The 14204-nt window shown below is 70.8% G+C and carries 12 protein-coding genes; 4 read left to right on the forward strand and 8 right to left on the reverse strand.

The genetic code is table 11. The features are described from left to right. The first annotated feature begins 26 nt into the window (after nucleotides 1-26). Nucleotides 27-1679, forward strand: a complete 1653-nt coding sequence (pgi, locus tag ABZS71_RS17835) for a glucose-6-phosphate isomerase (protein WP_356211246.1) — start codon at nucleotides 27-29, stop codon at nucleotides 1677-1679. Between the two features lie 94 nt (nucleotides 1680-1773). Here pgi and pgl read toward each other — a convergent pair whose 3' ends face one another. The 5 genes from pgl to tkt are packed head-to-tail and all read right to left on the reverse strand — an operon-like array spanning nucleotide 1774 to nucleotide 8490. Continuing rightward, nucleotides 1774-2553, reverse strand: a complete 780-nt coding sequence (pgl, locus tag ABZS71_RS17840; RefSeq protein WP_355847172.1) for a 6-phosphogluconolactonase — start codon at nucleotides 2551-2553, stop codon at nucleotides 1774-1776. Continuing rightward, entirely contained in the window at nucleotides 2550-3707 is a 1158-nt protein-coding gene (opcA, locus tag ABZS71_RS17845; protein WP_356211092.1) for a glucose-6-phosphate dehydrogenase assembly protein OpcA, read from the reverse strand. The genes pgl and opcA overlap by 4 nt, the downstream gene beginning before the upstream one ends. Beyond that, the gene (gene zwf, locus ABZS71_RS17850) at nucleotides 3704-5239 is read right to left on the reverse strand and encodes a glucose-6-phosphate dehydrogenase (protein WP_355847178.1); all 1536 of its coding nucleotides are present in this window, start codon (nucleotides 5237-5239) and stop codon (nucleotides 3704-3706) included. The genes opcA and zwf overlap by 4 nt, the downstream gene beginning before the upstream one ends. Continuing rightward, a complete protein-coding gene (tal, locus tag ABZS71_RS17855) occupies nucleotides 5236-6354 on the reverse strand; it encodes a transaldolase (protein ID WP_355847181.1) in 1119 nt (372 codons plus the stop codon). The genes zwf and tal overlap by 4 nt, the downstream gene beginning before the upstream one ends. A gap of 42 nt (nucleotides 6355-6396) precedes the next feature. Next, entirely contained in the window at nucleotides 6397-8490 is a 2094-nt protein-coding gene (gene tkt / locus ABZS71_RS17860) for a transketolase (protein WP_356211096.1), read from the reverse strand. A 282-nt stretch (nucleotides 8491-8772) separates the two neighbouring features. Here tkt and ABZS71_RS17865 point away from each other — a divergent pair, with 282 nt between their 5' ends. The 3 genes from ABZS71_RS17865 (at nucleotide 8773) to ABZS71_RS17875 (ending at nucleotide 11356) form a co-directional block, all read left to right on the forward strand. Then, on the forward strand, nucleotides 8773-9723 hold the full coding sequence (locus ABZS71_RS17865; protein WP_356211099.1) for a heme o synthase: 951 nt from the start codon (nucleotides 8773-8775) through the stop codon (nucleotides 9721-9723). A gap of 24 nt (nucleotides 9724-9747) precedes the next feature. Then, nucleotides 9748-10122 (forward strand): hypothetical protein, encoded by a 375-nt coding sequence (locus ABZS71_RS17870; protein WP_356211102.1) that lies wholly within the window; start codon nucleotides 9748-9750, stop codon nucleotides 10120-10122. A gap of 184 nt (nucleotides 10123-10306) precedes the next feature. Then, nucleotides 10307-11356 (forward strand): amidohydrolase, encoded by a 1050-nt coding sequence (locus ABZS71_RS17875; protein ID WP_356211249.1) that lies wholly within the window; start codon nucleotides 10307-10309, stop codon nucleotides 11354-11356. Here ABZS71_RS17875 and ABZS71_RS17880 read toward each other — a convergent pair. From ABZS71_RS17880 to ABZS71_RS17890, 3 genes are all read right to left on the reverse strand, one after another. Beyond that, a complete protein-coding gene (locus ABZS71_RS17880; RefSeq protein WP_356211105.1) occupies nucleotides 11326-12318 on the reverse strand; it encodes a COX15/CtaA family protein in 993 nt (330 codons plus the stop codon). The genes ABZS71_RS17875 and ABZS71_RS17880 overlap by 31 nt on opposite strands. Nucleotides 12319-12383: 65 nt before the next feature. Next, nucleotides 12384-13157 carry an ABC transporter permease gene (locus ABZS71_RS17885; RefSeq protein ID WP_356211108.1) on the reverse strand — a complete coding sequence of 258 codons (774 nt, stop codon included), beginning with the start codon at nucleotides 13155-13157 and terminating at the stop codon, nucleotides 12384-12386. Beyond that, complete coding sequence (locus ABZS71_RS17890; protein ID WP_356211111.1) at nucleotides 13154-14080, reverse strand: ABC transporter ATP-binding protein; 927 nt, start codon at nucleotides 14078-14080, stop codon at nucleotides 13154-13156. Before ABZS71_RS17890 ends, ABZS71_RS17885 begins: the two co-directional genes overlap by 4 nt. Nucleotides 14081-14204: the final 124 nt, after the last annotated feature.

Consider the following 14204-nt stretch of genomic DNA (forward strand, 5'->3'; position numbering starts at 1 on the left):
CGACGAGAAGTGGGCTGATGTCCGAGATGAACGCTGAAGGCCGCACCAGGCTCGACCAGCTGCCGGAGTGGCATGCGCTGGCCGAACACCGCAAGGAGCTGGGTGACGCGCATCTGCGCGAGCTGTTCGCCAATGACCCGGAGCGCGGTCGCCGGCTCACCGTTCAGGTCGGCGATCTCCATGTCGACTACTCCAAGCACCTGGTGACGGACGAGACGCTGAGGCTGCTGCGCGAGCTGGCCGCGGCGACCGGGGTGGCCGAGCTGCGGGACGCCATGTTCCGCGGCGAGAGGATCAACACCACCGAGAACCGCCGGGTGCTGCACATCGCGCTGCGCGCGCCGCGCTCGACGCCCATCATGGTGGACGGCGAGGATGTCGTCGGTGAGGTGCACGCGGTGCTCTACAAGATGGCCGTCTTCCACGACCGCATCAAGTCGGGCGACTGGACCGGCCACACCGGCAAGCCCATCAAGAACATCGTGAACATTGGCATCGGCGGCTCCGACCTGGGCCCTGCGATGGCCTACGAGGCACTGCTCCCCTACACCGACCGCTCGATGCGGTTCCGGTTCATCTCGAACGTGGACGGCGCGGATCTGCACGAGGCGGTGCATGACCTGGACCCGGCCGAGACGCTGTTCATCGTCGCCTCCAAGACCTTCACCACCATCGAGACCATCACCAACGCCACCGTCGCCCGCGACTGGCTGCTGACCGGGCTGGGGGCCGGCGGGGAGGCCGTCGCCAAGCACTTCGTGGCGGTGTCGACCAACGCGGAGAAGGTCGCCGAGTTCGGCATCGACACGGACAACATGTTCGTGTTCTGGGACTGGGTCGGCGGGCGCTACTCCTTCGACTCGGCCATCGGCCTCTCCCTGATGCTCGCCATCGGCCCGGACCACTTCCGCGAGATGCTGGCCGGCTTCCATCTCGTCGACGAGCACTTCGCCACCGCCCCGCCGGAGCAGAACGTACCGCTGCTGCTGGGCCTGCTGGGCATCTGGTACGACGACTTCCATGACGCGCAGTCGCACGCCGTCCTGCCGTACAGCCACTATCTGGCGAAATTCCCCGCCTATCTGCAGCAGCTGGACATGGAGTCCAACGGCAAGTCCGTGGACCGGGACGGCAACCCGGTCAGCTGGCAGACCGGCCCGGTGGTCTGGGGCACCCCCGGCACCAACGGCCAGCACGCCTACTTCCAGCTGCTCCACCAGGGCACCAAGCTCGTCCCGGCCGATCTGATCGGGTTCGCCCGTCCGGTGGAGGGCTTTCCCTCCCGACTCGTCCCCCAGCACGATCTGCTGATGGCCAATCTCTTCGCCCAGGGCCAGGCGCTGGCCTTCGGCAAGACCGCGGAAGAGGTCGCCGCCGAGGGCGTGCCCCCGGAGCTGGTGCCGCACAGGACGTTCCCCGGCAACCGCCCCACCACCACGATCCTCGCCAGCGAGCTCACCCCGTCGGTGCTGGGCCAGCTGGTCGCCCTCTACGAGCACAAGGTGTTCGTCCAGGGCGCCGTCTGGAACATCGACTCCTTCGACCAGTGGGGCGTGGAGCTCGGCAAGGTCCTCGCCAAGCGGCTCGAGCCCGCCGTGACCGAGGGCGCCGCGGTGCCGGGTCTCGACACCTCCACCGAGCATCTGGTCGCCACCTACCGCTCGCTGCACGGCCGTTGAGCAAGAGCGCCCCCGGACGCGACGATCCCCCGTGCAGCACGGCGCGCACGGGGGATCGATCGTCATATCGCCCTTATGGCCGACGGCTCACGCCTTATGGCGACGCCGGGGGGTAGAGCTCGCGCGGCAGTCCCGCCGCCGCGGCCCGGTCCAGCAGCCACAGCGTACGGCTGCGGCCGTACGCCCCCGCCGCCGGAGCCTGGAACTCCCCGGCCCCCGACAGAGCGATGGTGACCGCCTTCGCCTTGTCCTCGCCGGCCGCCAGCAGCCACACCTCCCGTGCCGCCCGGATCGCGGGCAGGGTCAGCGAGATCCGGACCGGCGGCGGCTTGGGCGCGCCGCGCACCCCGACCACCGTCCGCTCGGTCTCCCGGACGGCGGGCATCTCGGGGAAGAGCGAGGCGACATGGGTGTCCGGGCCGACGCCCAGCAGCAGGACGTCGAAGGAGGGCACGGCGCCGTGGTTCTCGGGCCGCGCGGCCCGCGCCAGCTCGGCGGCGTACGCCTCCGCGGCGGCGTCCACATCGCCGTAGGGACCGTCCGACGCCGGCATCGGATGCACCCGCGCCGGATCCAGCTCCACCGCGTCCAGCAGCGCCTCCCGGGCCTGGGTGACGTTCCGCTCCGGATGGCCCTCCGGCAGGAACCGCTCATCGCCCCACCACAGGTCCAGGCGCGACCAGTCCACCGCGTCGCGCGCCGGGGACGCGGCGATCGCGGCCAGCAGGCCGTTGCCGTTGCGCCCGCCGGTGAGGACGACGGAGGCGGAGCCGCGGGCGGCCTGGGCGTCCACGATCTTCGTGATCAGCCGGGCCGCCGCGGCCTGGGCCATCAGCTCCTTGTCGCGGTGGACGACGACCTGCGGCGCGGTCACTTGTCCGCCTTTCCGTCCCCCGTCTTGCCGTTCGGCTTCTGTTCCGCGGCCCGCGCCGGGGGATGGGGCTTCGGCGGCTGCGCCGGTGCCTGCGGCGGGTTCTTCGGCGACGCGGGTACGTGCGCCGGTGCGGCGTCCGTGTCCCGGCTCGGCAGCGGCGGCCGGTCCGACTGCGGCGGCGCCAGCTCGGTCGCCGGGGCGGCCTTGGCGTCCCGCTCCAGCGTCCCCACCCCGCCGAGCTTGCTCACGCCGAACTTCACCGACGTGGCATACATCTCGTCCGGGTCCAGCCGGCGCAGCTCCTCGGCGATCAGCTCCGACATCTCACGCCGGTGGAGCGCGACATGGCGGTCCGGCTGGCCCGGCATCGCCAGCTCGGCCAGCGAACCGTTCGCACGGTCCAGGCAGATCACGCCGTCGGCGGTCTCCAGCCGTACCGCGGTCAGCCCGGGGCCGTCCGAGACCTCGCGCCGGACCGGCACCCGCAGCCGCTCGGCGAGCCACAGCGCGAGCAGCTCGCTGCTCGGGTTGTACGCCTCGCCCTCGACGACCGCGGAGGTGATCGGGGAGTGCTTCTGGTCCAGCGCGGCCGCGAGCACGCTGCGCCACGGGGTGATCCGCGTCCAGGCCAGATCGGTGTCGCCCGGGGTGTACGTCTCGGCCCGCAGGCCCAGCGTCGCGACCGGGTCCTCGGTGGCCTGGGCGTCGGTGATCCGGCGCTGGGCCAGCTGCCCGAGCAGGTCGTCGGCGGGGTGCTCCGGGGCGTCCTCGGGCCACCACAGCACCACCGGGGCGTCCGGCAGCAGCAGCGGCAGGACGACCGACTGGGCGTGGTTGGCGAGCTCGCCGTGCAGCCGCAGCAGCACCGTCTCGCCGGTGCCCGTCTCCCCGCCGACCCGCACCTCGGCGTCCAGCCGGGCCATCTTGCGGTCGCGCGGCGACCGGCCCGGCCGCTTGATGACGACCAGGGTGCGCGAGGGGTGCTCCTTGGACGCCTCGCTCGCGGCCCTCAGCGCGTCGTAGTGATTGCCCTCATCGGTGACGATGACGAGGGTGAGCACCATGCCGACGGCCGGGGTGCCGGTGGACCGGCGCGCCTGGACCAGAGCGGAGTTGATCCGGCTGGACGTGGTGTCCGTGAGATCGATGTTCATGGCCGCCGCCAGCTCCGTCCGTCTCGTGCGAGCATCTCGTCCGCGGCCTTCGGCCCCCAGGTCCCGGCCGTGTACTGCTCGGGCTTGCCGTGCTTCTCCCAGAACTCCTCGATCGGGTCCAGGATCCGCCAGGACTCCTCGACCTCCTGGTGCCGGGGGAAGAGGTTGGCATCGCCCAGCAGCACATCGAGCAGCAGCCGCTCGTACGCCTCGGGGCTGGACTCGGTGAAGGACTCGCCGTACTGGAAGTCCATCGTCACGTCCCGGATCTCCATGGAGGTGCCGGGCACCTTGGAGCCGAACCGGATGGTGACGCCCTCGTCCGGCTGCACCCGGATGACCAGGGCGTTCTGCCCGAGCTCCTGGGTGTCGGTGGCGTCGAAGGGGGAGTGCGGGGCGCGCTGGAAGACCACGGCGATCTCGGTGACCCGCCGCCCGAGCCGCTTGCCCGCGCGCAGGTAGAAGGGGACGCCCGCCCAGCGGCGGTTGTCGATCTCCAGCTTGATCGCCGCGTAGGTGTCGGTCTTGGAGTTGGGGTCGATGCCCTCCTCCTCCAGGTAGCCGCGCACCTCCTGGCCGCCCTGCCAGCCGTGGGCGTACTGGCCGCGCACGGTGTACTTGCCCAGGTCCTTGGGCAGCTTGACGGCCTTGAGCGCCTTCAGCTTCTCGGTGACCAGCGGGTCCGCCTCGAAGGAGGTGGGCTCCTCCATGGCGGTCAGCGCGAGGAGCTGCAGCAGATGGTTCTGGATGACGTCGCGGGCCGCGCCGATGCCGTCGTAGTAGCCCGCGCGGCCGCCGATGCCGATGTCCTCGGCCATGGTGATCTGTACATGGTCCACGTACGACCGGTTCCAGATCGGCTCGAACATCGTGTTGGCGAAGCGCAGCGCCAGGATGTTCTGGACCGTCTCCTTGCCCAGGTAGTGATCGATGCGGAAGACGTCGCTCGGCCGGAAGACCTCGTGGACGACCTGGTTGAGCTCCTGTGCGCTCTTCAGGTCGTGGCCGAAGGGCTTCTCGATGACCGCGCGCCGCCAGGAGTCCTTGGGCCCTTCCGACAGCCCGTGCTTCTTGAGCTGCTGGACGACGGTGGGGAAGAACTTCGGCGGGACCGACAGATAGAAGGCGAAGTTTCCGCCGGTGCCGCGCGCCTTGTCGAGCTCTTCTATGGTCGCCCGCAGCTTGTCGAACGCCTCGTCGTCGGAGAACTCGCCCGGCACGAAGCGGAAGCCCTCGGCGAGCTGCTGCCAGACCTCCTCGCGGAACGGGGTCCGCGCATGCTCCTTCACCGCGTCGTGCACGACCTGGGCGAAGTCCTCGTTCTCCCAGTCGCGGCGGGCGAAGCCGACGAGCGAGAAGCCCGGCGGCAGCAGACCGCGGTTGGCCAGGTCGTAGATGGCCGGCATCAGCTTCTTACGGGACAGGTCGCCCGTGACGCCGAAGATGACCAGGCCGGACGGCCCCGCGATACGCGGGAGCCGTCGGTCCCGGGGGTCACGCAGCGGATTGCTGCTGCTGGTCAAGGTCTTCACGCCTCCGAAGGTGCGAGACGGTTCAGCTCCGCCTCAGTGGACTTCAGCAGGTCGTTCCAGGACGCCTCGAACTTCTCGACGCCCTCGTCCTCCAGGAGCTGGACGACCTCGTCGTACGAGATCCCGATGGAGGCCAGCGCGTCGAGGTCGGCCTTGGCCTGCTCGTAGGTGCCGCGCACGGTGTCACCCCGGATCTCGCCGTGGTCGGCGACGGCCTCCAAGGTGGCCTCCGGCATGGTGTTCACCGTGCCCGGGGCGACCAGCTCCTCGACGTACATCGTGTCCTTGTACGCCGGGTCCTTGACGCCGGTCGAGGCCCACAGCGGACGCTGCTTGTTGGCGCCCGCCCGGTCCAGGGCGGCCCAGCGGTCGGAGCTGAAGACCTCCTCGTACGCCTGGTAGGCGAGCCGGGCGTTGGCGATGGCGGCCTTGCCGCGCAGCGCCTTGGCCTCGTCGGTGCCGATCTTGTCGATGCGCTTGTCGATCTCGGTGTCCACGCGGGAGACGAAGAAGGACGCCACCGAGTGGATCTTGGAGAGGTCCAGGCCCGCGGCCTTGGCCTTCTCCAGACCGGTCAGGAACGCGTCCATGACCGCGCGGTAGCGCTCCAGGGAGAAGATCAGCGTGACATTGACGCTGATCCCCAGGCCGATCACCTCGGTGATCGCGGGGAGCCCCGCCTGGGTCGCGGGGATCTTGATGAAGGTGTTGGGCCGGTCCACCAGCCAGGCCAGCTGCTTGGCCTCGGCGATGGTGGCGGCCGTGTTGTGGGCCAGCCGCGGGTCGACCTCGATGGAGACCCGGCCGTCCTGGCCGCCCGTCGCGTCGTGGACGGGCCGCAGGATGTCGGCGGCGTCGCGGACGTCCGCCGTGGTGATCATGCGGACGGCTTCCTCGACGGTGACCTTACGGACCGCGAGGTCGGCGAGCTGCTGCTCGTAGCCGTCGCCGCTGGAGATCGCCTTCTGGAAGATCGACGGGTTCGTGGTCACGCCGACCACGTGCTGCTGGTCGATCAGCTCGGCGAGATTGCCGGTGGTGATCCGCTTACGCGAAAGGTCGTCGAGCCAGATCGCGACGCCTTCGTCGGCCAGCCGCTTCAGTGCCTCAGTCATGGGGAGTATCTCCTACTCGTCGCTACTAGTCGTCTGCGGACGTCAGCGCCCGGCGGCGTCGAGGGACTCGCGGGCGGCGGTGACCACGGCCTCGGAGGTCAGACCGAACTCCCGGTAGAGCACCTTGTAGTCGGCGGAGGCGCCGAAGTGCTCCAGCGAGACGATGCGGCCGGCCTCACCGACGAAGCGGTACCAGGTCAGGCCGATGCCGGCCTCGACGGCCACTCGAGCCTTCACGGACGGCGGCAGCACGCTGTCGCGGTACCCCTTGTCCTGCTCTTCGAACCACTCGACCGAGGGCATCGACACGACCCGGGTCGGAACCCCGGCCGCCTGCAGCTGCTCCCGCGCCTCGACGGCGAGCTGGACCTCGGAGCCGGTGCCGATCAGGATCACCTGCGGTGCTGTGCTCCGCCCTTCGGGCCCTTCGGCCTCGAAGAGGACGTAACCACCCTTGGCGGCGTCCTCGTTGGGCTCGTACGTCGGCACGTTCTGCCGGGTGAGCGCGAGGCCGTGCGGGGCCGGCTTGTCGCCGTGGCGGCGGGTGATCTCGCGCCAGGCGATGGCCGTCTCGTTGGCGTCGGCCGGGCGGACGATGTTCAGGCCCGGGATGGCGCGCAGCGCGGACAGGTGCTCGACCGGCTGGTGGGTCGGGCCGTCCTCGCCGAGGCCGATGGAGTCGTGCGTCCACACGTAGGTGACCGGCAGCTTCATCAGCGCGGCGAGCCGGACGGCCGGGCGCATGTAGTCGGAGAAGACGAGGAAGGTGCCGCCGTAGACCCGGGTGTTGCCGTGCAGCGCGATGCCGTTCATGGTCGAACCCATGGCGTGCTCGCGGATGCCGAAGTGGATCGTGCGGCCGTACGGGTCGGCCTCCGGCAGCGGGTTGTCCTTCGGGAGGAAGGACGACGACGCGTCGATGGTGGTGTTGTTCGAGCCCGCGAGGTCGGCCGAGCCGCCCCACAGCTCGGGGATGACCCCGCCGAGCACCTTGAGCACCTGGCCGGACGCCTTACGGGTGGCGACATCCTTGCCCGCCTCGAAGACGGGCAGCACGCTCTCCCAGCCCTCGGGCAGCTCGCCCGCGGTGATCCGGTCGAACTCGGCGGCCCGCTCGGGGTTGTTGTTCCGCCACTCCTGGAGCTTCTTGTCCCAGGCGGCGTGCGCCAGACGGCCACGCTCGACGAGGCCGCGGGTGTGGTTGATGACGTCCGTGTCGACCTGGAAGTGCTGCTCGGGGTCGAAGCCGAGGACGCGCTTGGTGGCGGCCACCTCGTCGGCGCCGAGGGCCGAGCCGTGCGACGCCTCGGTGTTCTGCGCGTTCGGGGCGGGCCAGGCGATGATCGTGCGGGCCGCGATGATCGAGGGGCGCTCGGTCTCGGCCTGCGCCGCCGTGAGCGCCGCGTGCAGCTGCTGGATGTCGAAGTCGCCGTCAGAGCCCTGCTCGATGCGCTGGACGTGCCAGCCGTACGCCTCGTAGCGCTTCAGGACGTCCTCGGAGAGGGCGGTGGCGGTGTCGCCCTCGATCGAGATGTGGTTGTCGTCGTAGAGGGCGACGATGTTGCCGAGCTTCTGGTGGCCGGCCAGCGAGGAAGCCTCGGCGGAGATGCCCTCCTCCAGGTCGCCGTCCGAGACGATCGCCCAGATGGTGTGGTCGAACGGAGAGGCGCCCTCGGGCGCCTCCGGGTCGAACAGTCCACGCTCGTAGCGGGCGGCCATCGCCATGCCCACCGCGTTGGCGATGCCCTGGCCGAGCGGGCCGGTGGTGGTCTCCACACCGGTGGTGTGCCCGTGCTCCGGGTGGCCCGGGGTCAGGCTGCCCCAGGTGCGGAACGACTTCAGATCCTCGAGCTCCAGGCCGAAGCCGGCCAGGTAGAGCTGGATGTAGAGGGTCAGGCTGGTGTGCCCGGGGGACAGGACGAACCGGTCGCGGCCCGCCCAGCCTGCGTCGGAGGGGTCATGCCGCATCAGCTTCTGGAAGAGAAGGTATGCGGCGGGCGCCAGACTCATGGCCGTGCCAGGGTGGCCGTTACCGACCTTCTGTACGGAATCCATGGCCAGGACGCGGGCGGTGTCCACGGCCCGCTGGTCCAGATCGGTCCACTCGAGGTCTGTGGCAGTCGGCTTGGTGCTCACCCTGAGTCAGGGCTCCTCTCCACAATGTCGGAATCCGGTGACCGTATGCACACCGGCGGTGTCGAGCCTACCCCTGGAACAACGGTCATCTTTTCGAGTTCGTCCCGACGAGATAAGGAACGATTCCAGGGGGTTGCCGCATTCCCCTGGGCGCCGCCAACACGACCGGACCCCGGGGGCGGGCGGCGTATCCCGTACGTCTAGAGTGGCGTGGTACGCGCAAGTCTTTACCGGCTCTTCATGTCCGGTGCTTGCTGGTTCTTGCTTCCACCAGGGGTGTGCGTGACGGCCGTCGAATCCCGTCCTGCGGGGGTGCTCGAGACAAGCGATACGAGCTCCGGTCACCGGCCGTTCGGGGCCCGTGTCAAGGCGTTCGTGGCGCTGACGAAGCCGCGCGTCATCGAACTGCTGCTGATGACGACCGTGCCGGTGATGTTCCTGGCGGCCGAGGGCGTCCCGGATCTGTGGCTGGTCCTCGCGACCTGCGTCGGCGGCTATCTGTCGGCCGGCGGCGCGGCGGCGTTCAACATGTATTACGACCGCGACATCGACGCGCTCATGGACCGCACCGCGCAGCGCCCGCTCGTGACCGGCATGGTCTCCCCGCGCGAATGCCTCGTCTTCGCCTCCGCGCTCACCGTGGGGTCGACGGCCTGGTTCTGGGTGCTGGTCAACCCGCTGTCCGCGATGCTGTCGCTCGGTGCGCTGGTCTTCTACGTCGTCGTCTATACCATGTGGCTCAAGCGGCGTACCTCGCAGAACATCGTCTGGGGCGGGATCGCCGGATGCATGCCCGTCTTCATCGGCTGGTCGGCGGTCACCGACTCGGTCTCCTGGGCCTCGCTGATCCTCTTCCTGGTCATCTTCTTCTGGACGCCGCCGCACTACTGGCCGCTGTCGATGAAGGTCAAGGACGACTACGAGCGCGCGGGCGTGCCGATGCTGCCGGTCATCGCGGGCAACAAGGCGGTCGCCCGGCAGATCGTCCTCTACAGCTGGGCCATGGTCGGCGTCTCGCTGCTGCTGTGGCCGCTGGGCTACACCGGCTGGTTCTACCCGGTCGTGGCGGCCGTGCTGGGCGGGATGTGGCTGAAGGAGGCGCATGCGCTCCACGCGCGCGCCAAGGCCGAGGTCACGGGCGCGAAGCTCAGGGAGATGCGGCTGTTCCACTGGTCGATCACCTATGTGTCGCTGCTCTTCGTCGCCATCGCCGTGGACCCCTTCCTGCGGTGATTACCGGCGGGTAGCATCGGCTGTATGGCAGACACCACCCAGGCGGAGACGGCGGAGACGGTCGAGAGCGGCAAGCCCGCCAAGCCCTCCAAGGACGAGAAGCGGGCCAAGCGGCTCGCCCACCAGATCACGGCCTTCGCCACGAGCCACGGCGGCAGCGCCGAGGGCCAGCTCGCCCATATCGGCCGCGGCACCGTCCGGATCGCCCTGGTCGGTGCCAACGGCGAGTGGGGCACCCTCGTCGCCCCCACGCGGGAGAGCGCCCGCCGCGCCGCCGAGATCGCCGGGCTCACCCTCCAGAACGACTTCGACGGCGACCTGGCCGCGAAGGTCCGCACCGGTCGTTACGAGTGGACGCGCATGGCGGGCATCCAGCTCGGCGGCCCGAGCAACGACTGAGAACGGCTCGTGCGCGACGCCTGAGAGCGGGTCCGCGACACCTCGCGTGCCCTCCGTCCGTTAAGCCCTTCGATGCCGGAGGGCTAGGAGGCGGCGGGCGATGGACGAGGCGACGGACTCCGCGGACACCCTGGGCCCCGGGCCCGGCCCGGTCCCCCGGGACGGACCGGGCCCGGTGGCGGGCCTGGCCGCCCTGCCACCGCTGGTCGACCAGCACAGCCACGGGACGGTCCACGGAGAGCTCGGGATCGGCTCGTTCGAAACCCATCTGGCCGGCGCCGCCGGATCGGGCGCGGCCCCGGCCGGCACCACCTTCTTCGACAGCTGGACGGGGCTTGCCGTGCGCCGCTGGTGCCCCCCGCTGCTCGGCATGGAACCCCACTGCACGCCCGTCAGCTATCTCGCCCGCCGCCGTGAGCTGGGCGCCTACCGCGCCGCCCGGCTGCTGCTGCGCGGCGCGGGCATCGGCACCTTCCTGCTGGAGTCCGGCACGCCCAACGACCTCACCTCGCCCGCCGAGCTGGCCGCGGCGGCCGACGGCCGGGTCCATGAGGTCGTCCGGCTCGAACCGCTGGCCGAGCAGGTGGCGGACACCTCGGGCACCGTCGACTCGTTCATCGGCAACACCGCCGAGGCGCTGTACGCGGCCGCCCAGCACGCGACCGCCTTCGCCATGGGCATCACCTTCTGCGACGAGACCCCGCCGGACCCGCGCGAGGTGCGGCGCGCGACCGCCCGCTGGCTCACCGGCCGCCCGGCGGCCGGGCACCGCGCCACCGACCCCGCGCTCGCCCAGCATCTGCTGTGGAGCGCCGTCGCGACCGGTCTGCCGGTTCAGCTGCACTGCGGCGACCCGCAGCCGCTCCTCGGCTTCCTGCGCGCCACGGCCGGCTTCGGCACCGATCTGGTGCTGCTGCCCGAGCGGCCGCACCACCGGCGGGCCGCGCAGCTGGCCGCGGCCTTTCCGCATGTCTACGCGGACGCGGGACCGCGGCCCGGGGAGACGCTGGGCGAGGCGCCGTTCGGCAAGCTGCTCTTCTCGACGGGCGCGCGGGCGCTGCCCGAGCTGTATGTGACCGCGTCCCGGCTGTTCGTCCGGGCCATGTCGCGACTGGCGGCCGAGTGGGTCGCCGACGGCATCTGCACCCGGTCCGAGGCGCGGCGGATCGCCGGGCTGGTCGCGGCCGGCACCGCGCGCCGGATCTACCGGCTGGACGCGGCGGGCTCGGGCTGAACCGTCTCGTGGTCCCCCGCCGGGGAGGGCACGGAAGCCGGAAGCCCGGCGCGCTCGCGCAGCGAGAGCAGCATCCGCAGCGCCGCGATCCACACCAGGCAGGAGCCGAACATGTGGATGCCGACGACGACCTCGGGCAGATGGGTGAAGTACTGGACGTAGCCGATCACGCCCTGCAGCAGCAGGACGGCGAGCAGCTCCAGCACCGTACGGCGCGGGACGGCCGGGGCCTTCACGGCGCGCAGGGTGAACCACAGGGCGGCGGTCAGGCCCAGCACGATGTAGACGAAGTCCACGTGCAGCTGGGTGATCTCCTGCCAGTCCAGCGGGATCCGGTGCACCTTATGGGCATCACCGGCGTGCGGACCGGCTCCGGTCACCACCGTGCCGATGACGATGAGCACGCCGGTCGCGGCGACCAGCAGCCAGGCCAGCTGGCGTACCGGCCGGGCGACCAGCTCGCGCGGCTCGGCGTCACCCTCCCGCGCCCGCCACCAGGTCAGCACGGCGACCGTAAGGAGCGCGGTGGACAGCAGGAAGTGCGAGCTGACGATGTACGGGTTGAGTCCGGTGAGGACCGTGATGCCGCCGACAACGGCGTTGCCCATGACGATCCAGAACTGCGCCCAGCCGAGCCTGGTGAGCGAGGTGCGCACCGGCGTACGGGCGCGGGCGGCGATGATCAGCACACCCACGACCGCGCACAGGACGTACGTCAGCATGCGGTTGCTGAACTCGATGATGCCGTTGATGCCCATCTCGGCGGTCGGCGTCAGGCTCCCGGAGGTGCACTTCGGCCAGGTGTCACAGCCGAGGCCGGACTGGGTGAGCCGGACCGCGCCGCCGGTCACCACGATGACCACGGCCATCACCACGGTGGCCAGCGCGGCGCGCTCCACAAAGCGCGCGGAGGGCTGCCAGCGCCGGGCGATGAGCTCGAAGGGGTTCAGCGAAGTGGGCACGGGCCCATCGTAGGCGGCAGCTTGTGCAGCTTTTCACGAGGGGTGCGGGGCCAGGGGAGAACCACCTATTCCCAGCGGAAGAAACGCGCCGCCGCGCCCAGCCCCAGCACCGCCCACACCGCCAGGATCCCCACGTCGCGCCAGGGCACCGGGGCGCCGTCCCGGAGCACGTCCCGCAGCCCGCCCGAGAGGGCGGAGATCGGCAGCAGCTCCAGTACGCCCCGTACCGCGCCCGGGAACTTGTCCAGCGACACGATCACCCCGCCGGCCACGAGCAGCAGCAGGAAGACGAGATTGGCCGCGGCCAGGGTCGCCTCGGCCTTCAGGGTGCCCGCCATGAGCAGGCCGAGGCCGGAGAACGCCGCGGTGCCGAGGATCAGCAGCAGGACGACGGCCAGTGGGTTGCCGTGCGGCGACCAGCCGAGCGCCAGCGCGATCGCCGTCAGCAGGGCGATCTGCATCATCTCGGTGACCAGGACCGCGCAGGTCTTGGCGGCCATCAGCGCCCACCGCGGCAGCGGGGAGACGGCGAGCCGCTTGAGCACGCCGTAGCGCCGCTCGAAGCCGGTCGCGATGGCCTGTCCGGTGAACGCCGTGGAGAGCACGGCCAGCGCCAGGACGCCGGGCGCCAGGAAGTCCACCGCGCTGCCGTCCGCGCCTGTGTCGACGATGTCGACGCTGCTGAACAGCACCAGCACCAGGGACGGGATGACCACGGTCAGCAGCAGCTGCTCGCCGTTGCGCAGCAGCATCCGGGTCTCCAGCGCGGCCTGCGCCCGGATCATCCGGAGCAGCGGCGCCGCCCCCGGCTTCGGGAGGAAAGTGCCCGTGGCGGTCACGCTCGCAGCTCCTTACCGGTGAGCTCCAGGAAGACGTCCTCAAGGGTGTGCCGTTCGACCGAGATCCGGTCCGGCATCACCCCGTTCTGCGCGCACCAGGAGGTGACGGTCGCCAGCATCTGGGGGTTGACCTTGCCGGTGATCCGGTACGACCCGGAGGTCAGCTCGGCGGCCGTGCTGTCGGCGGGCAGCGCCTTGAGCAGCGAGGCCACATCGAGCGCGGGGCGGCCGGTGAAGCGCAGGGTGTTCTCGGCGCCGCCGCGGCACAGCTGCTCGGGGGTGCCCTGGGCGATGACCTTGCCGCCGTCGATGATCGCGACATCGTCGGCGAGCTGCTCGGCCTCGTCCATATAGTGCGTCGTCAGGACCACGGTGACCCCGTCGTCGCGCAGATCGCGGATGAGGTCCCAGGTGGCGCGGCGGGCCTGGGGGTCGAGTCCGGCGGTCGGCTCGTCGAGGAAGACCAGCTCGGGGCGGCCGACGACGGCCATGGCGAGGGCGAGCCGCTGCTGCTGGCCGCCGGAGAGCCGCCGGTAGGTCGTCCGGCCGCAGGAGCCGAGGCCGAGCCGCTCGATCAGCAGACCGACGTCCACGGGCTGGGCGTGCAGGGAGGCGGTGTGGCGCAGCATCTCTTCTGCGCGCGCACCGGAATAAACGCCTCCGGACTGGAGCATCACGCCGATGCGCGGGCGCAGCGTGGGCGCGTCCGCGACCGGGTCGAGCCCGAATATCCGGACCGTGCCGGCGTCGGGGCGGCGGTACCCCTCGCAGGTCTCGACGGTGGTGGTCTTGCCGGCTCCGTTGGGGCCGAGGACGGCGCTCACGGTGCCGCGCGCGACGGACAGGTCGAGCCCGTCGACCGCGGTCTTCGACCCGTACCGCTTGACCAGGCCGACGATGTCGACCGCGGGCTCATCTCGCATGTCCGGCAGTCTACGAATCGCCGGGGGCGCCGTGGGCGGCAGGGCCGGAAGCTCTCGTCCCACGGCCGCGTTACCGCAGGTGGACTTAGGAGTGCCTAAGTGACGCACCCCACCGGAACCCCTG

The organism is Streptomyces sp. NPDC005393, from assembly GCF_040606675.1.
Classification (GTDB): Bacteria; Actinomycetota; Actinomycetes; order Streptomycetales; family Streptomycetaceae; genus Streptomyces.

What these genes read in the sequence shown, in the direction of transcription:
- pgi (WP_356211246.1), top strand. Translation starts at nt 27, where the DNA reads ATGAACGCTGAAGGCCGCACCAGGCTCGACCAGCTGCCGGAGTGGCAT.
- opcA (WP_356211092.1), bottom strand. Translation starts at nt 3,707, where the DNA reads ATGAACATCGATCTCACGGACACCACGTCCAGCCGGATCAACTCCGCT.
- tal (WP_355847181.1), bottom strand. Translation starts at nt 6,354, where the DNA reads ATGACTGAGGCACTGAAGCGGCTGGCCGACGAAGGCGTCGCGATCTGG.
- ABZS71_RS17870 (WP_356211102.1), top strand. Translation starts at nt 9,748, where the DNA reads ATGGCAGACACCACCCAGGCGGAGACGGCGGAGACGGTCGAGAGCGGC.
- ABZS71_RS17890 (WP_356211111.1), bottom strand. Translation starts at nt 14,080, where the DNA reads ATGCGAGATGAGCCCGCGGTCGACATCGTCGGCCTGGTCAAGCGGTAC.